This window comes from Candidatus Accumulibacter contiguus, assembly GCF_036625285.1.
Classification (GTDB): Bacteria; Pseudomonadota; Gammaproteobacteria; order Burkholderiales; family Rhodocyclaceae; genus Accumulibacter; species Accumulibacter contiguus.
The window spans coordinates 196,961-219,227 of the sequence record NZ_JAZKUC010000003.1 but is presented as its reverse complement, the minus strand read 5'-3'; the positions used below and the strand labels follow the sequence as shown (position 1 = coordinate 219,227).

Annotated in this window: 18 protein-coding genes and 1 pseudogene; 14 read left to right on the top strand and 5 right to left on the bottom strand. The window is 63.8% G+C overall.

Annotated elements, in window-relative coordinates:
* The 3 genes and pseudogenes from V5B59_RS26015 to V5B59_RS26005 form a co-directional block, all read right to left on the bottom strand.
* Positions 1-1,001 (bottom strand): annotated as a pseudogene (locus V5B59_RS26015) (lyase family protein); the annotation flags it as partial.
* Between the two features lie 627 nt (positions 1,002-1,628).
* Positions 1,629-2,567, bottom strand: coding sequence for an AEC family transporter (locus V5B59_RS26010; protein ID WP_332352536.1), 939 nt, complete (start codon positions 2,565-2,567; stop codon positions 1,629-1,631).
* A gap of 17 nt (positions 2,568-2,584) precedes the next feature.
* Positions 2,585-3,400: a crotonase/enoyl-CoA hydratase family protein gene (locus V5B59_RS26005; protein WP_372703541.1), complete on the bottom strand. Its 816-nt coding sequence runs from the start codon at positions 3,398-3,400 to the stop codon at positions 2,585-2,587.
* A gap of 295 nt (positions 3,401-3,695) precedes the next feature.
* Between V5B59_RS26005 and V5B59_RS26000 the strand changes: the two genes are divergently transcribed.
* From V5B59_RS26000 to V5B59_RS25975, 6 genes are all read left to right on the top strand, one after another.
* Positions 3,696-3,893 (top strand): type II toxin-antitoxin system VapB family antitoxin, encoded by a 198-nt coding sequence (locus V5B59_RS26000; RefSeq protein ID WP_034911136.1) that lies wholly within the window; start codon positions 3,696-3,698, stop codon positions 3,891-3,893.
* A complete protein-coding gene (locus tag V5B59_RS25995; RefSeq protein WP_169069751.1) occupies positions 3,890-4,261 on the top strand; it encodes a type II toxin-antitoxin system VapC family toxin in 372 nt (123 codons plus the stop codon). The genes V5B59_RS26000 and V5B59_RS25995 overlap by 4 nt, the downstream gene beginning before the upstream one ends.
* Positions 4,262-4,540: 279 nt before the next feature.
* A complete protein-coding gene (locus V5B59_RS25990) occupies positions 4,541-5,233 on the top strand; it encodes an RluA family pseudouridine synthase (protein WP_169069750.1) in 693 nt (230 codons plus the stop codon).
* Between the two features lie 403 nt (positions 5,234-5,636).
* Entirely contained in the window at positions 5,637-7,016 is a 1,380-nt protein-coding gene (locus V5B59_RS25985; RefSeq protein WP_169069749.1) for a toll/interleukin-1 receptor domain-containing protein, read from the top strand.
* Positions 7,017-7,060: 44 nt separating this feature from the next.
* Positions 7,061-9,238, top strand: a complete 2,178-nt coding sequence (locus V5B59_RS25980; protein ID WP_332352535.1) for an ATP-binding protein — start codon at positions 7,061-7,063, stop codon at positions 9,236-9,238.
* Between the two features lie 367 nt (positions 9,239-9,605).
* The gene (locus V5B59_RS25975) at positions 9,606-10,259 is read left to right on the top strand and encodes a TMEM165/GDT1 family protein (RefSeq protein ID WP_034911471.1); all 654 of its coding nucleotides are present in this window, start codon (positions 9,606-9,608) and stop codon (positions 10,257-10,259) included.
* A 41-nt stretch (positions 10,260-10,300) separates the two neighbouring features.
* Here V5B59_RS25975 and V5B59_RS25970 read toward each other — a convergent pair whose 3' ends face one another.
* A complete protein-coding gene (locus V5B59_RS25970) occupies positions 10,301-11,515 on the bottom strand; it encodes an ISAzo13 family transposase (protein ID WP_332351424.1) in 1,215 nt (404 codons plus the stop codon).
* 234 nt (positions 11,516-11,749) lie between these two features.
* Here V5B59_RS25970 and V5B59_RS25965 point away from each other — a divergent pair, with 234 nt between their 5' ends.
* The 5 genes from V5B59_RS25965 to V5B59_RS25945 all read left to right on the top strand — a co-directional run bounded on the left by V5B59_RS25965 (position 11,750) and on the right by V5B59_RS25945 (position 18,086).
* Positions 11,750-12,310, top strand: coding sequence for a carboxymuconolactone decarboxylase family protein (locus tag V5B59_RS25965; protein WP_034911473.1), 561 nt, complete (start codon positions 11,750-11,752; stop codon positions 12,308-12,310).
* A gap of 31 nt (positions 12,311-12,341) precedes the next feature.
* Entirely contained in the window at positions 12,342-13,412 is a 1,071-nt protein-coding gene (locus V5B59_RS25960; RefSeq protein WP_169071499.1) for a GGDEF domain-containing protein, read from the top strand.
* Entirely contained in the window at positions 13,409-15,829 is a 2,421-nt protein-coding gene (locus V5B59_RS25955) for a VIT domain-containing protein (RefSeq protein WP_169071498.1), read from the top strand. Before V5B59_RS25960 ends, V5B59_RS25955 begins: the two co-directional genes overlap by 4 nt.
* Positions 15,745-17,169 carry an archaeosortase/exosortase family protein gene (locus V5B59_RS25950; RefSeq protein ID WP_169071497.1) on the top strand — a complete coding sequence of 475 codons (1,425 nt, stop codon included), beginning with the start codon at positions 15,745-15,747 and terminating at the stop codon, positions 17,167-17,169. The genes V5B59_RS25955 and V5B59_RS25950 overlap by 85 nt, the downstream gene beginning before the upstream one ends.
* 422 nt (positions 17,170-17,591) lie before the next feature.
* Complete coding sequence (locus tag V5B59_RS25945; protein ID WP_034917250.1) at positions 17,592-18,086, top strand: Uma2 family endonuclease; 495 nt, start codon at positions 17,592-17,594, stop codon at positions 18,084-18,086.
* Here the strand turns inward: V5B59_RS25945 and V5B59_RS25940 are convergent.
* Positions 18,049-18,375: a hypothetical protein gene (locus tag V5B59_RS25940; protein WP_169071496.1), complete on the bottom strand. Its 327-nt coding sequence runs from the start codon at positions 18,373-18,375 to the stop codon at positions 18,049-18,051. The genes V5B59_RS25945 and V5B59_RS25940 overlap by 38 nt on opposite strands.
* A gap of 180 nt (positions 18,376-18,555) precedes the next feature.
* On the opposite strand from V5B59_RS25940, the gene V5B59_RS25935 reads away from it, so the two are divergent.
* The 3 genes from V5B59_RS25935 to V5B59_RS25925 all read left to right on the top strand — a co-directional run bounded on the left by V5B59_RS25935 (position 18,556) and on the right by V5B59_RS25925 (position 22,266).
* Complete coding sequence (locus tag V5B59_RS25935) at positions 18,556-19,713, top strand: methyl-accepting chemotaxis protein (protein ID WP_332352534.1); 1,158 nt, start codon at positions 18,556-18,558, stop codon at positions 19,711-19,713.
* Positions 19,714-19,777: 64 nt separating this feature from the next.
* Positions 19,778-20,782, top strand: coding sequence for a hypothetical protein (locus V5B59_RS25930; RefSeq protein WP_034917255.1), 1,005 nt, complete (start codon positions 19,778-19,780; stop codon positions 20,780-20,782).
* On the top strand, positions 20,779-22,266 hold the full coding sequence (locus V5B59_RS25925) for a Ni/Fe hydrogenase subunit alpha (protein WP_169071495.1): 1,488 nt from the start codon (positions 20,779-20,781) through the stop codon (positions 22,264-22,266). The genes V5B59_RS25930 and V5B59_RS25925 overlap by 4 nt, the downstream gene beginning before the upstream one ends.
* Position 22,267: the final 1 nt, after the last annotated feature.

The window sequence follows — 22,267 nt, the reverse complement described above, 5'->3', positions numbered from 1 at the left end:
CAGCGCCTCGCATTGCGTCGGGTTGACCTTGCCGGGCATGATCGAACTGCCCGGTTCATTCTCCGGCAGACGCAACTCGCCGATGCCGCAGCGCGGACCGCTGCCCAGCCAGCGCAGGTCGTTGGCGATCTTGCTCAGCGCCGTAGCCAGCGTCTTCAGGGCGCCGTGCGCCATGACCAGCGGCTCGTGACCGGCCAGAGCCGCGAAATAGTTGCCGGCGGCAACGAAAGGCAAGCCGCTGTGACGCGCAATTTCGGCGATCGCGCGCGTGGCAAAATCCGGATGCGCATTGAGACCCGTGCCCACCGCCGTGCCGCCGAGCGCCAGGGCATACAGGCCGGGCAGGGTCATCGCCATGGCCGCGCGCGCGATGCGCAATTGCTCGACGTAACCGGAAAACTCCTGCCCGAGGGTGAGCGGCGTGGCATCCTGCAGATGCGTGCGGCCGATCTTGACGATGCCACTGAACGCTTCCGCCTTCACCCGCAGCGTCGCCGCCAGCATGTCGAGCGCCGGCAGCACGCGCTGTTCGACGAGCAGCACGCCGGCGATGTGCATGGCCGTCGGAAAGACGTCGTTGGAGGACTGCCCGCAATTGACGTGGTCGTTGGGATGCACCAGCCGGCCGATGCCGCGCGGCCCGCCGAGCAACTCCGAGGCACGGTTGGCCAGCACCTCATTGACGTTCATGTGGGTCTGCGTACCGGAGCCGGTCTGCCAGACCGACAGCGGAAATTCATCGGGCCACTGGCCGGCGAGGATTTCGTCGGCGGCCTGCAACGATGGCCACGGCGATCGCCGCATCGATCTCGCCAAGCGCGCTATTGGCCTGCGCCGCGGCGCGCTTGATCAGCAACAGCGCGTGGATGATCTCCGTCGGCATGCGCTCGCGGCCAATCGCGAAAAAACTTGAGGGAGCGTTGCGTCTGCGCTCCCCAGAGGTGCAGAGGTCCATGCACGTCCTGGGCGAAAACGACTCGCCGACCGTCCGATTCGACCACGTAGGCGACCGAGCCGGGCGAGTGCCCCGGCAGATGGAGTGCCTGAAGCGATCGCTGGCCAAGAAAAAAACGCTCGCCGTCGGCGAGCCGGACATCGACCGGGCAGGGTGCGAGATGCTCGCCGAAGTGGACGAGGTAGACCGCCGCATCGTTGCCGTGCGTCAGGCCCGGCCCGCCGACCTGGCTGATTTCCGGGGTAATCGCCAAAACCCGAGGTCCCATCCTTGATTCCTCCTGTTGCCGATGCGCTTGACTTGCCGGCACGCACGCCGCGGGGCAGCGGCGCTCGCGTCCGAGCGCATGCCGTCGGCGCAGGCGAATGACGAGCCGGCCTGGGGGTCGATGCGGTGCAAGCACCGGCGTTCCGCCGGCCCGCCACGAGCGAGCCATGGTGCCGCATTATTCCGCGCTGGTCCATCGTGCGCGGGCGCCAGGCGGGGCATAATCGGGGTCACACCACCAACCACACCACTTCTCGGCTATCCGGTGCGCTTGCCGACCGAATGGACGTGGCAGCAGGCGGCGAGCGGCGGGGATCCGGCGAACGACTACCCATGGGAATTGAGGACACACTCTAATGGGTGACCCCAGGCTTTCTCTCGGTCGCCGGCCCGCCCCCCCGGCAACTCAAGCACCGGTCAGCGCCAACGCCAACGGTGTCGTCAGTGCCGCCAGCGCGGTGGACAGCACCAGGCTACTCGCCACAGGCGCTTCCAGGGTGTTGAACTGGCGCGACATCAGATAGACGTTGACGCCGACCGCCAGCGACGCCAGCAGGACGACGACCCGCGTTTCCATCGGCGGCAGTCCGATCAGACGCGCCAGCAGCCAGACAACCAGCGGCTGGACGATCAGCTTCATGAGCGCAATGGCGACGCTGATCCGCCAACCATCACGCACCCCGTACTCGGCGAGTCCCATGCCGAGAGCGACCAGCGCCATCGGCGCCGCCGCCTGGCCGACCATGGCCAGCGGCTGGGCGACGAGAGCGGGCAGCGGCACGCCGGTCAGTCCGAAGAGCGTGCCCGCGAGGATGGCGGCAACGATCGGATTGGTCAGCACGCCGCGCGCCGTCTGGGCGAAACCGTGCAGCGAGAAGCTGCCATGCTGCGCCCACTCGATCGACACCGTCAGCAGCGTCCACAGGATCAGCGCGTTGAAGACCAGCACCAGCGCCACCGACGGAACCGCCGCATCGCCGAGGGCGATCTTCGCCAGCGGCAGGCCGAGCAGCACGTTGTTCGAGAACACCCCGCCCAGGGCAAAAACCGATTGCCCGACGCCGTCCAGCGCAAAGAGCTTCCAGGCGAGCAGACGGCCAAGCACGAAGACGATCAGGCAGCCGCCGAAGAAGGCGATCAGCAGCCGCGCATCGACCGGCGGCAGCTGCGAAAAGTCGCTCATCAGGCGAAACAGCATCGCCGGCAGAGCGACCGAAAAAACGAAGCGCGACAGGTGGTCGGACATCGCCTGCGGCCAGGCGAAACCGCGCATCAGCACATAGCCGACGAGCACCAGGACGAAGAGCGGTGCGGCCAGTTCAACGTGATGGACAAACGTCTGCATGCCGCCGGCAGCGCCGGTCAGTCGAGGAAGCGTGGCGGACGCTGCTCGCGCATCGCCGCCAGCGTTTCGTCGAGGTCGGCGGAGATCAGCATCGCCGCGTTCCAGGTGGCGACGTAGTTCAGCCCATCGGCCACCGAATGGTCGCGGCCGTAGTTGAGCATCTCCTTGGTGCCGCGGATGGCCAGCGGCGATTTCGCGGCGATGCGGCGGGCAATCGCGCGAACCCCGTCGAGCAGCGTCTCGGGGGTCGCGTAGACCTGATTGACGAGCCCGATCGCCTTCGCCTCGGCGCCATCGACACTGCGGCCGGTGTAGGCCAGCTCGCGCGCGACGCCATCCGGGATGAGCCGCGGCAGACGCTGCAGGGTGCCGACATCGGCGGTCATGCCGACATCGATCTCGCGCACCGAAAACTGCACCTCGGCCGCCGCGTAACGCATGTCACAGCAGGTCACCAGATCGATCGCGCCCCCGATGCAGGCGCCCTGAATCGCCGCCAGTACCGGTTTGCGGCAACGCTCGACCGTCGACAGGCAATCCTGGAGATCGAGGATCAGTCGGCGCAGCGCCTCGCGGCTGCGTGCCGGGTCGCGATGCGCGACCGCCTGGCCGACCCCCGCCAGCATCGCCAGATCGATACCGGCACAGAAGTTCCGCCCGGCGCCGCTCAGGATCGCGACGCGCACCTCGGCTGTCGCGTCCGCCCAGTCGAAGGCCGTGCGCAGTTCCTGCCACATCGCCTCGTTCATCGCGTTCGAACGTTCGGGACGATTCAGCCGGATCTCGGCGATCCCTTCCGCGAACTCGATGGCAATCGTCGTCAAGGGGGGAATGGCGATACTCACGTGCTTCTCCTGTAGAGATTCGTTGCTGGCAAGCCCGGCGCGGCCGGGCTGGCGCCTGCGGCGCCGACAAAATGCGCAAGTGTAATGGAATTGCCGGGTGTTGCGCCGGCCGACCGGTGGCGGGACCAGTCGGTCACTTCTCCCGATTTCCGCCACCGAGCCTTTCCAGCGCATCCTTCCCGCACGCCGTCGCCTATGCCCACGCCCACGCCCGACCGACGAAGCATGCACATCGACATCAAACGATGCTAAACTGCGCACAAACCACCCAGGAAGAAATCGCATGCGCACAACCCTCGCCCTCGATGACGTGTTGATCGCCAAGGCCCAGGCGCTGACCGGCATTGGCGAAAAGTCCGCCTTGGTCAAGGAAGCACTGAAAGCCCTGGTCGAGCGTGAAAGCGCCCGTCGCCTGGCGCTGCTCGGCGGTAGCGAACCCGCACTGTCCGATGTACCGAGGCGGCAAACGGAGCCGGCGTGATCCTGGTCGACACCTCGGTCTGGATCGATCACCTGCGCAGCGACGACGCCGGGTTGAAGGAACATCTGCAGGCCGGTCGCGTCCTCAGCCACCCGTTCGTCATCGGCGAGCTGGCGCTCGGCAACTTGCTGGGGCGGCAAGTCATCCTGGTGGCCCTGCAGGATCTGCCGCAGGCCAACACAGCCACCGACGCCGAGGTAATGCGCTTCATCGCAAGCCACCAACTGTACGGACTCGGCATTGGCTACGTCGACGCCCACCTGCTTGCTGCTGTGCGTCTGACGCCGGGCGCATCGCTGTGGACACGTGACAAGAGGCTGCGGGAGGTGGCGAGTCGCCTGGGAGTTGCCGGTAGTCGACCGCACTGATGACGGCTTCGTGCACCGAAGCATGGTGGAAGCCGTGCACCTCCGCGGGATCATCAGGAGTGACGGATCGTTTCCGCCGACTACCTGCGCTGGATCAGCTTTGCCGCCGCTTGAGGGTTTGCCTGCTTCGCCCTCGTTGCCGGTCATGATTCGGGCGAGAATCCCGGCCAGGGCATCCCGTAGCCGGCAATTCACGCGCTGGTGCCGGGCTGGGTCCGTCACCGTCTTCCGGCGGAGACGCGACAATTCGCTTGCCAATTCTGACCACCACCCGCCGACATGCGCCTCACCCGTACCCCCGCCCTTGCCGCCCTAACCTGCCCCGCGCCACGCGACGACGGACTCGCCATCGTCTACTTCGACGCGTCACTGCTGGTGGCAAACAAGCCAGCGGGCCTGCTCTCGGTTCCCGGCCGTGGCGAGGAAAAACAGGACTGCCTCGCCCGGCGCGTGCAGGCAGCCTACCCGGAAGCGCTGATCGTCCATCGCCTGGACATGGCCACCTCGGGCCTGCTGGTCCTGGCACGCGGCAAGACGATGCAGCGACGGCTGAGTACCCAGTTCGCCAACCGTCAGGTCGACAAGCGATATGTGGCGGTTGTCCGTGGCCTGCCGGCGCTGGCCAGCGGCGAAATCGACCTGCCGCTCGCTGCCGACTGGCCCAACCGCCCCCGCCAGAAGGTCGACCCGCTGGCCGGCAAGCCCTCCCGGACGCGTTACCAGGTGCTGAGCCATGATCCGGTCGCCAACACCACGCGCCTGGCGCTGTGGCCGGATACGGGTCGCACCCACCAGTTGCGCGTACATCTGCTGGCGATCGGTCATCCAATCGTCGGTGACGGACTCTACGCCCAGGCTGGCGGCGTCGCCTGCGGCGCCGGTCAACGCCTGCTGCTGCACGCCGAGTCCCTGGCCTTCGCGCACCCCGAGACGGTCCGGCCGATGGCGTTCTCCTGCCCGCCGCCGTTCTAGCGAATGCCGCGTCGCGCGGGTGCCGGTACGCGCGGCTCGCTCACCACAGGGTGCGCGTATCGAGCCAGCTCACCCGTCCGGTGCGGCGCTTCACTGTACATGTGCGCGGTGCCGCCCGGCCCGTCGCCGCCACCACCATTCCACAGGCGGACAAGGAATGTCGGTCCGGATATCGCCGGCGCGGGTGTCCTCGTCAGCCCGGAAGACCTCGAGGCCCGCCGCCTCCAGCGCCGGCCGGATGTACTCGGGATAGACGCGATTGAAGTCAGGCTGCCGCGCGACCTGTCGGGACCGGAGCTGATGCGACCAGGTTCTGCATTGACCCCGACGGGAAAACCCGCAGATACTTCGGGGTGTAGACAGATCGCCCGATCCCTTGCCATTTCCCGACGCCAACCGCCCGATGACCGCCACAGCCGATCAACCCGTCCACTTCGACGTTTTCCTGAGCCACAACAGCCGCGACAAGCCGGCGGTTCGCGAACTGAAAGCGGCGCTCGAACGCCACGGCCTGGCTGTCTGGCTCGACGACGACGAATTGCGGCCGGGAGAACACTGGCAACCGCGACTTGAGGCGGCGATCCGGGGTTGCCGGAGCATTGCCGCCATCATTGGCAAGAATGGTCTGGGGCCTTGGGAAGATGAGGAGATTCAGGCAGCGCTGAGGCTTGCCGTGCGCGACAAACGCCCGGTCATCCCGGTCCTCCTCGCTGACGCGCCGGGTGAACCGGACCTGCCGCTGTTTCTTGCGATCCGCAAGTGCGTAGACCTGCGCCCAGCGTTGAACGACGACAATCTCGGGGAGCTCGTCTGGGGAATCACCGGAACAAAGCCCGGTCGACCGGTTGCCGCCGACCGGCAAGGCGTGACCGACCCGTCGCCCGCGGAGAATCCATTCGACCCCTGGACGCCAGCCACTCCGCCACGCTTCTTCGGCCGGGACCGCTTGCTGCGCAAGCTGCAAAACGCGCTGGATCGCGGCGGCAGCGTTTCGCTGGTCGGCGACGCACGCATCGGCAAGTCGTCGATTCTGCAAACCTGGGCGCAACGCGCACGGCAGGGCGGGCGCATCGTCAGCGTGCTCAGCGGCGAGGGGCCGGAGGCCGGGTCGTGCGGCGCTCTCGTCGAGGCGGTCAGCGGGATGGCCTGCGCCGACCTTGCCGCCGACGAAGCCGCCGCTGCCTTGTCCGACTGGGTCGACCGGGCGCCCGGCCGGCTGGCGCCGCTGCTGTTGATCGACGAGGCCGAACGCGTACTCTCGCACCTGCCGCACCGCTTCTTCGAGCGCCTGCGCGGCATGCTCGGGCGAATCTGCCTGGTGTTGGCGACGCGCCACGAAATCGGCGACATCCCGCGCGAGGACCATCTCACTTCGCCGCTGCTCAACCGGCTCGAGGTGCAGCGTGTCGGACTGCTCGAAGCGGCGGGAGTCGACGCCCTGATCGGCCTCGGCGACGGCGTGCTGTCGGCCGCCGACGGCCGAACGATGCGCGAGTGGGCCGGGCGCCATCCCTTCTACCTCTGCCTGCTCGGCCATTACCTGTGGGACGCGCGGCGCCATGGCGAGAGCACGCAGGAAGCGCTCGACCAGTTCCAGGAGAACGCCTTTCAGCGTCTGGGCGAGTGCTGGCGCGCCTTGCCCAGGCGCGAGCAGCGGCTCCTGGCCGACGCCGGCCGAGGAGCGATGCGGGAAACGGATGGCGCGCTGACGCGCCGCGGTCTGCTCGACGACGGCCAGGTCTTCGGCCGGGTGCTCGGCGAATGGCTGGCTCGGCAGGAATGACCGACCGGACACCTGCCCTGCCGGGCTACTGGCACTTTGCATGGATGCTCTTCATGCAGCCGGTGCACTTGCATCATTGCCTAAAGGCGGTAGGCATTGACCGGATCGGCATTTCTGGTTGGACTTGGTGGCGCCGATATCGCCAGCTCAGCCCAGCCTACAGGGATTATTTCAAGAGACTCCTAGCACTCTCGCTACTCCCTTTCGTCGACTTCGTGCCGCTGGTGATGATTGACCAAATCTGGGCGCTGCAACTGCCGATTGTGCCCATAGCGCTGCACAAACTGGCGGCCGTAGCCTGCGGCGTAGTGGCAGTGATTGCCGTGCCGTCAGTGGGCGCCGCAGCGTTCTGTGTAGCGTACGGTATGCTCTTCGGGGTAGTGAGCTTGATAACCGGATCGGAAGCCGCTATCGGCGCGGTCCGCTTGATGTTACTGTTCGGCATACCGTACGGCGTAGGCGTAGGCGTAGCGGGCGGCGTAGGGTTCGGCGTCGCGTTTGGCGCTCGGGGCAGCTTAGCGGTAGCTGTGGGCGGCGTAGTGGTTCTCGGCGGGCCTGGCGTATTGGTTGGCGCAATGGGCGTCGCCACCTTGTTGGGCCTGCCGCTGTATCCCGTGGAATGTCTGGTGCAGTGCGCGCTCTATCTTGCCGGCGGCAGGACACCAGCCCGTGCGCTACGCTACTCACCGGTCCTTTTCCACGATCTGAGCTACTTGCCGCTCCCCTTCCTCGCCCGACACATCGTCGGGGCGGCCGACGCCGACACCGACCTGGTAAGCCGGGTCCTCGAAGCCTGCGCCATCGCTCCGGGCCAACGGAAAGTCGGCGGAACCGCGCTTGCCGAATTGCAGGCACGCGAAATCGGCAAGCTGATCGAGACCTTCAATTTCACCGCCGCGCTCTCGCTCAAAGGCCGCTGGCTGCCCGGCCGGGATACCGACAGCAACTTACTCCGCGCCTTGGCCGAAGCGGCGCGCTTTCTCGCAGCTGCCGACAGTACCTACCTGCCGCACCTCGCGCAGCAGCACCTGAACGAGGCAGAGCAGCAACTCGCCGCGACCGACATCCAGCGCCTGCAGTCGCGCGAGCCGTTGGCCCGTTTCGTTCCCGACACGCTCGCCACCTACCGCCGCGCGCTGGCCCTCCTGCGTGAACGAACCGCGCAAGCCGCAGCCGAGACGCTGCCCAATCCCTTCGTCACCACCAACCCGATCTCCGGCAGCATGCACTGGGGCCGACAGATCTTCCGCGGCCGCGAGGCGGTCGTGCGCCAGATCGAGGGTTTGCTCGGGCATCAGCAGAACAGCACCTCGCTGGCACTGATCGGCCCGCGCCGCTGCGGCAAGTCCTCGCTCCTGAACATGTTTCGACTGATGCTGCCGGATACGCAGATCGTTCTCTTCGACCTGCAGGACAATCCGGCGACGACGCCGCTCGCCTTCTACCGCGCGCTCGCCGAGCAGGCGCGCGTTCAGGCGGATCAGGACCGCCGCCTCCAACTGCCGGCGTTTCCCGAGGGCCCGCCGATCGAGGCGCTACGCGTCTGGCTCGACGCGCTCGAAAACTTCACCGCCGTGCCGCGGGTACTGATCTGCATCGACGAGTTCGAACGTCTCGCGAGCCTCTTCCCCGGCCAGGGGCAGGACCTGCTGCAGTTCATGGGGCTGCTGCGCGCGACGATCCAGCACCGCCGCCGCGTCCGCCTGCTCGTCGCCGGCGCGGCGCCTTTCGACGAACTCGACGCGCTGTGGAACGATCACTTCATCAACCTGCGCGAAATCCGCATCGGTCACCTCGACCGCCCGACCGCAGTCGGCCTGCTGACCCGCCCGATCGACGAATTCCCGCCGGAAACGATTCCGCTCGTCGTCGCCGAAGCCGCTGTCGACCGCACCGGCGGCCAGCCCTACCTGACGCAGCTCTACGGATCGCTGCTCGTCGACCGCCTCAACGACGACAAGCGCAGGTCGGCGACGCAAGCCGACCTCGCCGCCGTCGAAGACGACGTGCTCGATCAGGCCGGCTATTACTTCCGCAACGTCTGGGGCGACCTCGGCACGACGGCGCAGGCCGTCGTGCTGGACGCCGCCCAGGGGCAGGCCCTGCCACCCGCAGGCGTTTCGCTGCCCGCCCTGCGCCGCCGCCAGATCACCGGCGACAACGGCGAACTGCTCGTCCCGGTCTTCGGGCGCTGGCTGCGCGAGCGGCAAATCGACGCCTGAGCAAGTCAGGAGCGACACCCCCGCGCAGGTTGGGGTGAGCAATGCAATCGGCCGACCAACAGATGACGGAGCGCATTTGCTTGCAGAATGAAGCAGCAACAGCAATTCTCATTTTGGCCAACGAGGCCTTCTGCTTCCCCAGCGAGCGCATGGAAATCGGCAAAATTTATGGGCCAAACCCCTCTCATGGACGGCAGAAAGGCGCTTTCCGACCAGATCGCCCCCATTGCTTCGGTCATAATGAGAATTGCTGAAGCAGCAATCGACCCGGCACGTCTCCCAAGACATGCAGGCTATAATCATGGACTTTTCGCCGCATTGCTCAGCCACGTCGGCTCCTCTCAGCGACACTTCTCCGGAGAACAGAATGGATGATCCACAGGGCCTGCTGCCGCACATCTCATCCCTATTGGGCACTGGCAACATCGTCGAACTGTCGGCGATGGCAGCCACCAGCTTTGTCTTGATCGCCGCCGCCGAAATCGGCGACAAGAGTCAACTGGTATGCATGACCCTGGCCTCGCGGCATCGGCCGATGCCGGTGATGCTCGGCGCGCTGGCGGCATTTTCGCTGCTGAATACCCTGGCCGTCGTTTTCGGCGTCGCCATTGCCAGTTGGTTGCCGGAGTACGTGGTCAGCGCGACGGTGGCCATCCTCTTCGCCATTTTTGGTATCCATGCCCTGCATGCCGACGATGACGATGAAGAGGAGGAAATCGAGGAGAAGAGTGGCCATGGCATCTTCTTCACTACCTTCGTGTTGCTGACGGTGGCTGAATTCGGTGACAAGACGCAACTCGCCGTCGTTGCCCTGAGCAGTGTGCACGCACCGGCCGCCGTCTGGCTGGGCGCCACCCTGGCACTGGCAACGACCTCGGCACTGGGAATCCTGGCGGGCCGCACCATCCTGCAAAGGATTCCACTGGCCCTGCTGCACCGGCTGAGCGGCGCATTCTTTCTGGTCCTGGCGGTGTTCGCCGCTTACCAGGCCTACATGTCCTATAGTGGCGACTATTCGTGATGTAGTTATTTAGTATCTGTCCAGAAATAAGTTGTACAAGTTCAAACCGATGGCCGGATGGTGTAGTTCCATTCACCATGAAACTCGGAGCGTTCTATGTGAACTTTATCGAGTTCATCATCAGTCACGTGTATGCCTTTCGCGTAGGTGTTGGTATCCATCTCCGCCTCAATTTTTAGGCCTGCTTGTGTGGTGGTGGCAGCAATCAAATTGACGATGACCTCATGGCTGACCAGAGGCTTTCCTCGCCAATTCATACTGATGTAGCTGAACATCCGATGTTCGATCTTATTCCATTTGCTAGTTCCCGGTGGAAAATGGCAGATCGAGATGCATAGGCCGGTTTGGTCGGCCAGACGCTGTAAAGCGACCTTCCATAACCGTACTCTCGCCCCATTGCTGCCACCACCATCCGCAGTCACCAACAGTTCGGTAGCCCCGGGATAACGAATTCGTCCCATCTTTTCCCACCACCGTCGTAACGTTTCCACCGCAAACTCGGCGGTGTCATGATCGACCCCAACGCTAACCCAACCGGTGTTTGCCGTTGGATCATAGACGCCATAGGGATTCACTTTGCCTAGGGTCTTGTCGATAAAGTCATGAACGCGAACCGGTTCGGGGTTTCCTTTGGGGCGCCACTCTCGGCCTCCATTTTTGAAGTCCCCGACGAGTTCCTTTTTCTTGGTATCGACTGAAACCACAGGCTGTCCCCGTCGTTGGAAATCCTCGACTCGACCGTGAATGTAACGGAATTGAGCATCCCGGTCCGGATGGACGGTGCCTTCCTTGGTCTTTTGATTTCCCTGAAGGCTATAGCCCAACTTATCCAGCAAAACCGCTACGGTCTGACGACCAATCCGGTGGCCTTGTTGTTCAAGGGCCGCCGCCAGTTGACGGGTACTCAGACAGGTCCACCGTAAAGGATTCTCAGGGTCTCCCCGGGTGGTCGGTTCCACCAATCTTTCCAGCGCCGAGAGCAATGTCGGCTCGTGCTCGATCAGCTTCTTGCGTCCACCCCCTGCTTTTCGGACGTGTCTACGAGAACCCGCCGGGTCGTCCTGGGCATGACCGCATTTTTCCGAATACAGCGTCATTCGCGATAGCCCCGTGGCTTTAGCGACGATGCTTTGTCCGCCGTAACCGAGCGCCTCGGCTTCCGCCAACGCCCACACACGACGCCCCCGCTCATCCAAAACCGTGGACACGCGCTCGAACTTCTTACGGATCGTTTCAACTAGCTCGTCATTACTCATGACGAGATCGTCGCCTACTCGTATAAGTTGTACAAGTTATTTCTGGACAGATACTTAGTGGTTCCGGGTCATCGCCTTAGCATGCCATGCGCAGCCGGTGATGCGACTTGCAGCAAGCGCCCACAGCAACCGCCGGTGCTTGGCTGCGGGCACGCCTGCGTGGTCACTCGATCCTCATCGTGAAATGGCACCGGATCCTGGCCACACCCATGACCACTACGGAGAGACACACGAATGCAGCGCTATACCCTCACCGACTACGAAGACGCTTCCCCGGCGACCCGTTCGGTATATGATGATTTCATGCGAACTACCGGGGCGACCGAAGTGCCGATATGGCTCCAGAGCCTCGGCCACAGCGAGGCGCTGGCGCGCGCCTACTGGGAACGAGCCAAGGGAACCCTGTTCAGCGGCAACCTGCCGCTGCCGCTGAAGGAAATGATCGTTTTCATCGTTTCCGCCAGACACGGCGCGCGCTATTGTTCCGCCTGTCATGCGCAGAACGTACTCAGCCTGGACAAGGCATTGGCCTTTGCAGATCTGCAGTCCTTCCTGGCATCCGACAGCGCCTGCATGCTGCCGCGCTGCTACCAGAATGTCGTCCGCTTCGCGAGCAAGGTGGTCGCCGATGCCAACGGCCTGGAAGACGAAGATTTCGAGGAACTGATGGAGGAAGGGTTCACCAGGGAGGAGATTTGCGAGATCATCGCGGTGATCGATATGGCCACCATGTTCAATGTCTACACGAGTTCGCTGCGGCTCGACCTGGATCCGCAGTACCGCGCCATCCTGTGACCCGGATCTGCCGTCTTGCCAGCAATCGACCATGACTGCCGGATCGCCGAAGACTGAACATGCTTCCGAACAACTCGTTCGCTATGAGGCGCTGTTCAGACTGCTCGACGACCTGCATGCGCTCGACGATATTGCCGAGATTGCAAAACACGTCGTCAGGCAATGGAAGTACTTCGCCAACGTCGCCAACTGGCGACTCGTGGTGGCAGACGAGCAGGGGGTGCAGCTCATCGACGGATGCAATGGCCAGGTGTACGTCAGCAAGGAATCACTGCTGTCGCCCTGGGACGAGTATCACTGGCAGCAGCAACGTCCGCGTCTCGTCCGCCTGGGCGATCCACTCGCAGGACCGGAGCCGCCCCGGCATCTCACCGGCCGATCGCCAAGCGAGATCCTGATTCTGCCGTTCCTGCGTATGGGCCTTTGCATCGGCCTGCTGAGCGTATCCGCAGGCCGCGAGCCGTTCAATGAACTCGACCACAAGTTCATCCGCATCTTTGGCGCGTACTTCGCGGAACGTATCTGGGACATCCGGCTGCGAACGCAGGCGACCGAGGTCCTGATCAACAAGGCCACCCGCGACGCGCTGACCGGGCTCCTCAACCGCGGGACGATCATCGAGCGGCTCGGCAGCGCGCTGGCGCTCTCGAAGCGCACCGGGGAACCGCTGAGCGTGATTATTTGTGACATCGATTTCTTCAAGATCATCAACGACAGCCATGGACACATGGCAGGCGACGAGGTATTGCGCCAGGTTTCGCACCGCCTGCAGGCCGAGACACGCCTGGGTGACAGCCTCGGTCGTTATGGCGGGGAAGAATTTCTGATCGTGCTCTACCCCTGCAACGCCAGGGATGCGGTGCAATCGGCCGAGCGCTTCCGGCACGCCATTGCCGACACGCCGGTCAGCATCGAGGGTGATGGCGCGTGCGACCTCAAGGTGACGATCAGCCTGGGCACATCCAGCACCAGCGGAGACGAGAAGGTGCGCATCGAGGCGCTGCTCAAGCGCGCCGACGACGCGCTCTACCGCTCCAAGGCCGGCGGCCGCAACCGCGTCACGGCTGCAAAAGAACAAGCCATCGACGGGAGCGCAACATGAGCATACCGGATCAGGAACGGCACGGGGTGCCGGAAGCCATGCTTCCACCACCCGGGCGCGAACAGGACAAATCGTCCAGGTGGTTCATCCTGCTGGCGGGCGTCATCCTGCCGGCTTTCACCCTCGCTTACGAGGCCTATACCCAGGCCAGCGCACAGTCTTTTTTTGACCCCATTCCGAGTCTTTTGCATGGCTTGCTGATTGCTCTGGTGCCGCTGGCCAATGCCTGGGTACTGGTCGAGTTGGCACAGCCGTGCGTGCGCGCCAGCGCATCGCTGGCCTGGCTGCACTCGGTTGCGATGGGCATCGCCGCTTTCTACGCACTGCTCTATCTGCCGCTGACGCCCGCCGCACCCTTCATGGTGTTGTTCTACGGTATCGGCCTGCTGCCGCTCGCGCCGCTGTTGTCGCTGCTGGCGGCCTGGCGGGGACGCGTGCTGCTCAACCGTCGCCTGACCGATCAGGGCAGCGCCCGGCTTCCGGCGGCGTGGCGGGGATGGGTCCTGGCCATGCTGGCCCTGATCGTCATCGACCTGCCGTTCACCCTGACGCGCATCGGTGTGCAGATGGCGACCAGCGCACAAGTGGAATCTCGACAGGCTGGCATCCGCTGGCTGCGCGCGCTCGGGAACGAAGAAATGCTGCGGCATCTGTGCTATTCGCGCACTGGCTTGTCTGCCGACCTGATCGGCCTGTTGCTCATCCTCGGCGATCCGGTCAGCCCGATCGAGGCGAGAAAAGTTTATTACCAGGTCACCGGCCAGGCCTTCAACGACCTGCCGGAACCGGCCATCCGGGGTTTGCGCGATTGGCAGCGGGGTTTCGACCGAGACATCGGCGGCCGCGTGGTGGGTAGCCGCCTGACCGGCGTCCGCCTGGCGGCTTCGCGCATCGACGGATCGGTCGATGCCAAGGCCAGCCTGGCCTATCTGGAATGGACGATGGTCCTGCAGAACGACACGACGAGGCAGCAGGAAGGCCGGGCGCAGATCGCCCTGCCAGCGGGAGCCGTGGTATCGCGCCTGACGCTGTGGATCGATGGCGAGGAGCGAGAGGCGGCCTTCGGTACCCGTGCCCAGACCCGGCAGGCCTACGAGAAAGTGGTCCGCCGCCGCCAGGACCCGGTGCTGGTCACCACCGCCGGCCAGGACCGGGTGATGGTCCAGATGTTCCCCATCCCGCCCAACGCTGGCGAGATGAAGATCCGCCTGGGCATCACCGTGCCGCTGCGGATCAGCGACGGCAAGCTGGCCAGACTGCAATTGCCGGCTTTTCGCGAGCGCAATTTCGACATCGGGCCAAAGCTTTTCCATTCCGTCTGGCTCGAAGCGGACTCGCCGCTGAGCGGCGCCGAGCCCTTGCGCCCGGAAAGGGTAAGCGATGCCGGCTACGCCCTGCGCGGCGAGATCGACAACGAAAAACTGGGCGGCCGGACGACCTGGATCGACGTTCCCCGGAATCCGCTGCTGCGCACCGTCTGGAGCGACGATACCGGCGCTGGCCCCGGCCGGGTGATCGTCCAGCGCTACCAGGAACAGCTCGTGCAGCCGCCGCAGCGGCTGGCGCTGGTGGTCGATGCGTCCAGCTCGCTGGCGCCCGCCGCCAGGGAAATCGTCGCCGCGCTGGCGCGTCTGCCTGGCGCGCTGGAGCTGGGCTTCTTTCCGGCCACCGACATCGCCAGTACGGCAAGCGGCGCGATGACTGCGGAGCAGGCGGCCAAGGCCCTGCAGGGGCTCGAATTTGCCGGTGGCCAGAATAACCCGGAGGCCCTGGCCAGAGCCTGGGACTGGGCGGCTGCCGGATCTCCCGCGGCCATCCTCTGGCTGCATGGCCCGCAGCCGATGCTGCTGGGAAGCGTCGAACCGCTGCTGCAGTACGCCGAGCGACGTCCTGGCCGGGTGCGCCTGTACTCCCTCGAAGTCATCCCGGGTCCCAACAAGGTCCTCGAAGCCCTGGATCTGCTGCCGGCGGTGTTGCCGACAAACCGCAGCGACGGCCTGCAGGCCGACCTCGAGCGGCTCTTCACCACCTGGGCGCCGGGCACCACCGAAACGCTCGTCCACCGCGAGCAACTGGCTTCTGCGGCCATCGTCCACGATCCGGCCACGAAAACCTCCGGGCACCTGGCGCGCCTGTGGGCCGCCGATCAGATCAGGCGGCTTCTCGAACAAGGAGAGCCCGGGCGGCAGGCCGCCACCGACCTCGCCTTGCGCTACCATCTGGTGACCCCGGTGAGCGGCGCCGTCGTTCTCGAGACCAGCCAGCAATACGATGAGGCTGGCCTGCGGCCGGTCGAGAAGGGCAGCGTCCCGACCATTCCCGAGCCCGAGGAATGGATGCTGATCGCCACGGTGCTGGTACTCCTCGCCTGTTTGCTGCTGCGCCGCCGGCAGGCCTGGCCGACCCGCCCGGCGTGATGGTACGAAAGCACGCCGGCGGCGTGCTCTTCGCCTCGCTGGCGATCGCCTGCTGGCCGATCCTCGTCTGGTATGTCCGGGGCAGCTTCGACGGTTCCAACGATCCCTGGGGCTTGCTGGCGCTGGCGACGGCGATCGGCGTCCTGTGGCGAGCCGCCCCCGCATCGCCACCCGAGCGTCCCCTGCTCCTGCCAACGGCATTGCTGCTGCTGTATACCGCAGCCACCCTGGCCGCTCTGCCGCTGTCCCTGCGCGCGCTCCTGGCCGCCCTCGCCCTGGCCGCGCTGGGCAGTGCCTGGCGGCTCGGCCGGCGCCTCGATTTTCCGGTCGCGGCGCTGGCCCTGCTGGCGCTGCCGCTGACGGCTTCGCTGCAGTTCTATTGCGGCTACCCGCTGCGGGTGCTGACCGGATCGCTGGCCGTCGCGCTCTTGCGACTCAACGGCCTGGCCGTCGAGCTGGAGGGCGCGGTGTTGCTCTGGGATGGCCGGCAGATCGCCATCGACGCCCCGTGCAGCGGCATCCGCATGCTGTGGGCGGGCGCGTATCTGATGGCGGCGGCGGCCGCCCTGTTCCGCTTCTCGTCCCGGCAGACGCTCGCCGCCGCCGCGCTGACGGGGTGCATCGTCATCGCCGCCAATGCCGTCCGCGCCGCCGCCCTGTTCTACCTGGAGACCGGCCTGCTGGTGCTGCCTGCCTGGGTACACACGGCCGCCGGCATGTCCGTGTTCCTCGCGGCCGGGCTGCTGATCATCCACGGGCTGTACCGCATCGACCGGACGCAATCCGCAGAACCGGCATGCCTTCCCGTCAGGATGTCGGGTTACGCTGCGCCAACCCGACCTACGCAACTGATCTGCCTGCTCGCCGCTCTGGCACCTTTGGCGCATGGAGTCGGCCGTGCCGCGCCGGCGGCCGTGCCCTTTCCCGGCTGGCCGATCCGCTTCGAGGGTCGTCCGCTGACCGCCTTGCCGCTGACCCCTCTCGAAGACCGCCTGCAGCAGGATTTTCCCGGCCGCGTCGGACGCTTCACCGACGGCCAGCGGGAGATCATTCTGCGCTGGGTGACCCGCGAGAGCCGCCAGCTCCACCCCAGCAGCGACTGCTTCAAGGCCAGCGGCTACCGCGTCGAAGCCCTGCCCATCCAGAGCGTTGGCGACCAACGCTGGTCGAGATACCTCGCCAGCCGTGGCGCCACCCGGCTCGAAGTGGCGGAGCGAATCCATTCTCCGGACGGCGGACAATGGAGCGACGTTTCCGCCTGGTACTGGGCCGCACAGTTGGGCCGCACGCATGGCCCCTGGTGGGCAGTGACGGTGGCTGCACCCAGTCCCCTGCAGTGAATCGACGCCACCTCACATCATTTCACTGGCGCATCACTTTCTTCGAATCACACCCGCTCACACGCTCACACCAATCTCGTTGACAGATTATGTAACATCAAACTACTATCTTTTTGAGACCAAAGCGAAAAGTCGCCCGTTCGCCGTTAATCTTGTATAACAAGCAAGTCTGCAATTAGGGGACCCGCCTCAGGCACGGCGAGTTTGCCCTGGGCGGAATGCTTCGCGAACGGCTTCACCCAGAGCCAGCCCGCGTGGGGGCTTCTCTCAAGCCCGCATGCTGGCAACCTGCGCCCCAGTGCGCATCGCGCCTTTCGATGCAATCGAGTTCAGCCTGGGCGATCTGTGAGGATGAAGCGTTGCGGACAGGATGAATATCCCGTCCGGCCTGGGCAAAGTTAACTTGAAGGCATCCGGCAATCATGAGTCTATCACCCATCCTTCTTCAAGCCAGCGAGCTTGGGATTCGCCTTGAAATCGTCAACGGCCTTCCAATCTGGGAGGCTCAGCCCGTTTATCGTCACCAGAAACAGGTAGAACGCATTGTCCAGGGCATCACCAGAAATGATCAGGTTAAATCAGGATGTGCATGCATCCATGCCGTGGATGTCTATATCCAGTTCCCTAATGGACTAAAACGGCCTGACATCTCGATTTTTTGTCGAGAGCCCAGCGAGGAAGAGCAGGATTCGGCACTGACCATGATTCCCGAGGCGGTCATTGAAGTGGTCAGCAAAGGCTTTGAAGCCAAGGATCTGGAAATTGGCCCCCCCTTTTATTTGTCGCAAGGTGTCAAGGATGTGATCGTCTTCGATCCGCTTACGCTGTTGGTCCTACATGTACGCAAATACCGCACGACGCGGCAAGTCTCTCCTGTGCTTACGGAATTGGAGTGTGGCTGCCAGGTCCTGGTGTGATTGCCGCTATGGCGTGAATGTCGACGCGGTTTCGTGCTCCGCCCAGGTGCACGAAACCATAGCGGTATTCACTTCCTCCCTTGAGTCCGGCGAGGTCCACTGCATCGCCCGTACGCTGCCCCGTCGAAGCGGTCAGGGTTTCGATGAACCAGTTCGGAATCCTGCTGCGCCGGCTGCTGTTTCGTGCCTCGATCAGCAGTTGCCCCAAACCATCCGCCGATCTGGATTTTTTCTTTAAATCAACCTCAAGTTCTCTCGGTTCTTTGTCGTTTAGTTTGACAGAGGCCACCACCCGCTACTCCGGGAAGCGGTGCGAGGGAACCGGCACGAGTGCAGTCGGGAGTTGCAAGCGCGTGTCGAAGGCCGGGTCCACATGGGGCGAAACATACCCCGCATTGTGTGCTGGCTAGTATTACTGTCTAATGCCAGAAGATACTAACAGGGTGAGGTATCTCTTAGGGGGTGGCTAATGGCAAACTTCAGAACAAGGGTCTGGATGACGGTGATCGGTGTGGCTGTGCTGGCATCCATTCCCGTTTTCGTTGTCGCAGGAGTCGGCGGCGGGATGGCGGTAGCGCTTGGCGGGACGGTGCTGGCAGTCATCATTGCAGCCCTGGCTGCTTCTTTTCTGGTATCGAGTATCGCTCGCCCACTGGATCAGTTGTCCGGGCATATCGGGCAGGTGGCCAAAGGCAATCTGAACGTGACCCTGCCACCATCGGATGGCGACGATGTGGACAATGTTTTTTCCGCCTTTGCCAGCATGGTCGCGAACCTGCGCAAGTCCATCGCCGAGGTGAGCCAGTCTGCACTGCAGATTGCTTCAACAGTCAATCAACTGGGCACCTCGGCGGCAGCGATCGCCGACAATTCCCTTGTCGCATCGGAACGTTGCTCCAGTGCCGCCGCCGCTAGCGAGCAGATGGCAGCGACTGCCGGGCATATCGCCGAAAACTGCGTTGAGGCATCCCAGACGGCGTCGGCGGCGAACGAGGCGGCTACTGTTTCAGCCTATGTTTCCATGGAATCGATCAATTCCATCCACGCCATTGCCGAGCTGATCAAGGATTCATCGGAACGTATCGGCAGGCTGGGCGAGAGTTCCGAACAGATCGGTGCCATCGTCTCAACGATCAAGGATATTGCCGCTCAGACCAATCTGCTGGCACTCAATGCCGCGATCGAGGCGGCGCGGGCCGGCGAGATGGGGCGCGGTTTTGCCGTCGTGGCGGATGAGGTGAGAAAGCTGGCAGAACGCACGACGCAGGCAACCAAGCAGATTTCCGAGATGATCAAGCTCATCCAGAGCGAAACCCAGGGCGCAGTTGATACCATGAAACAGGCGGTGCATGAGGTGGAGAAGGGCGTTGAGGATGGCGCGCGCGCAAGCGAATCGATCTGCGAAATACTTGGCAAGATCACGGAGTTATCTGACGAGATCAGCCAGATAGCCACTTCCGCCCAGGAGCAGAGGGCGGTGACTGATGACATCAGTTCAAGTAGCCAGCAGATGAGCACGATGGTCCACGGGTCGGCACAGGAGGCAAGTACCGTGGCGGCGGCGGCAATGACCTTGTCTCGGCAAACGGATCATCTGTCCCGGTTGGTCAAGGGTTTCACGTATTGACTGTTTCCGGCTTGTTTGCCGGGGTTGCAGATCGCGTAGGCGGTTCCTGTTCATGGAGGGAAAGATGTCAGCCAGCAAACCAAAACTTGCCATGTATTGGGCAGCTTCCTGCGGCGGATGTGAAATCGCCCTGGCCAATATTGATGAGGTCTTGCTGGAAGTTGATCAGCACTTCGACTTCATGTTTTGTCCTTGTCTGCTTGATACCAAGACAAAGGACATCGAGGCTCTGCCGGATGGCGATATATTCCTGACCCTGTTCAACGGTGCGTTGCGTACCGAAGAAAACAGGGAAATGGCCGAGTTGTTGCGCAGGAAGTCGAAGGTGTTCGTCGCTTTTGGCGCCTGCGCCGCTACGGGCGGCATTCCCGCTCTGGCCAATCAGCACGGTTTGCAGCACCTGCTCGACACGGTCTTCCTGAATGCGCCCAGCGTCGAAAATCCGGCGCGGCTGATCCCGCAACCGATCTGCCATGTAGCCGACGGTGAACTGGAACTGCCGGCCTTCATGCCGCGCGTACTGGCCGTGCATGAAGCGGTCAGCGTTGATTACACCATGCCCGGTTGTCCTCCGGAGCCGGAACAGATCATCGCCGTAATTCGCCATGTGGCCTCCGGTGCGGCCTTGCCGCCGCTTGGCACCTGGCTGGGTTGCAGCAGCCGCGCCGTTTGCAGCGAGTGTCCACGGGAAAAACGCGGGGTTCTGGCAGCGCGGCTGCTACGGCCTTATGAGGCCATACCGGAAGCCGGCTGGTGTTTGGTCGAACAGGGGTTCGCCTGCCTCGGGCCGGCCACGCGCGGCGGTTGCCATGCCCTTTGTCCGACCGCCAATATGCCCTGCACCGGCTGCTATGGCGCTCTCGATGCGACCGCGGACCCCGGCGCCAGCGCGCTGACGGCGCTGGCGGCAGCGGTCGATCCCGGCAAGCTGGCCGGCAAGGACGAAGAGGCCCTGCATCGGCGGCTCAAGGATGCACTATCCGGCGTGGCTGACCCGCTGGGAACTTTCTATCGCTATTCACTGGCAGCGACCGTGCTCGCCGATCGCACGCCGGAGGTGGAGCAATGACTCAACGAATCACCATCGATCCGATCACACGCCTGGAAGGCCACGGCAAGATCGAGATTTTTCTGGACGACGCCGGCGAGGTTTCCTCAGCGTATTTCCAGATTCCGGAACTGCGCGGTTTTGAGTCCTTCTGCGTCGGACGCCATGCCGAGGAAATGGCCAACATCACCAATCGCATCTGCGGCGTTTGTCCGGAAGCTCACCACATGGCGGCAGCCAAGGCCGTCGATGCGGCCTTCGGCGTTGCCTGCCTGCCGGCGGCAAAGCGCATTCGCGAATTGATCTACATGGCGTTTTTTGTCACCGATCACACCACGCATTTCTACTGCCTGGGTGGGCCGGATTTCATCGTTGGCCCGGATGCTCCGGCCTGCGAGCGCAATATCCTGGGGGTCATTCGCAAGGTGGGCGTCGATATCGGCTTGCAGGTCATCAACTGCCGCAAGCGCAACCACGAACTGATCAAGCGTCTGGGCGGCCGCGGCGTGCATTTGTGTGGGGCGTTGCCGGGCGGTTGGTCGGTGGCCCTGAGCGAGGAAATGCGCCGGGATTTTCTTGGCTGTGCCAAGGAAAACATCGATTTCGCCCGCTTCTCGCTGCAGGCTTTCGAGGATATCGTTCTCAAGGATCAGGCTTATCTTGATCTGGTACTGTCCGATTTGTATCGCCACGAAACGCACAGCATGGGTACGGTCGACGTCGGGATGGCACCCAATTTCTACGAGGGCAGAATTCGTGTCGTCGATACGCTGGGGAACGAAGTCGCCCTCTACGATGCCAAGGATTACCTGAGCCACATCGCCGAACACGTCGAGCCATGGAGCTATTTGAAATTCCCCTATCTGAAGAAATTCGGCTGGCATGGCTTTGTCGATGGGCAGGATAGCGGCATTTATCATGCCACGCCGCTAGCGCGCCTCAATGTCGCCGACCGCATGGCCACACCGCTTGCGCAGGCTGAATTCGAGCGTTTTTACGACACCTTCGGGGTGCGCGGAAAGGCCGCCAATGGCCGCAACCTGCCGGTCCATCACCGCCTTGCGACGCACTGGGCACGCTTGATCGAGTTGCTCTATGCCGCAGAGCGCATGCAGGAGTTGCTCGAACACCCTGATATCTGTGATCCGGAGGTCCGCCAGGTCGTCGAGGCGCGGGCTGGCATTGGCATCGGCTCGGTCGAGGCGCCGCGCGGCACGCTCACCCACCATTACGAAACCGACGAACGCGGTGTGCTCACCAAGGTCAATCTGATCGTCGGCACGACCAACAACAATGCCCCGATTTCGCTTTCCGTGATGAAGGCTGCGAAGGGGCTGATCAAGGGTGGGGTGTTCAGCGATGGCATCCTGAACCAGGTGGAAATGGCTTTCCGCCTCTACGATCCCTGCTGCTCGTGCGCCACGCACGCACTGGGCAAGGCACCGCTCGAGCTTAACCTGCGCGCCGCCGACGGATCGCTGCTCGATCAACAGGTGAGGGGATAAG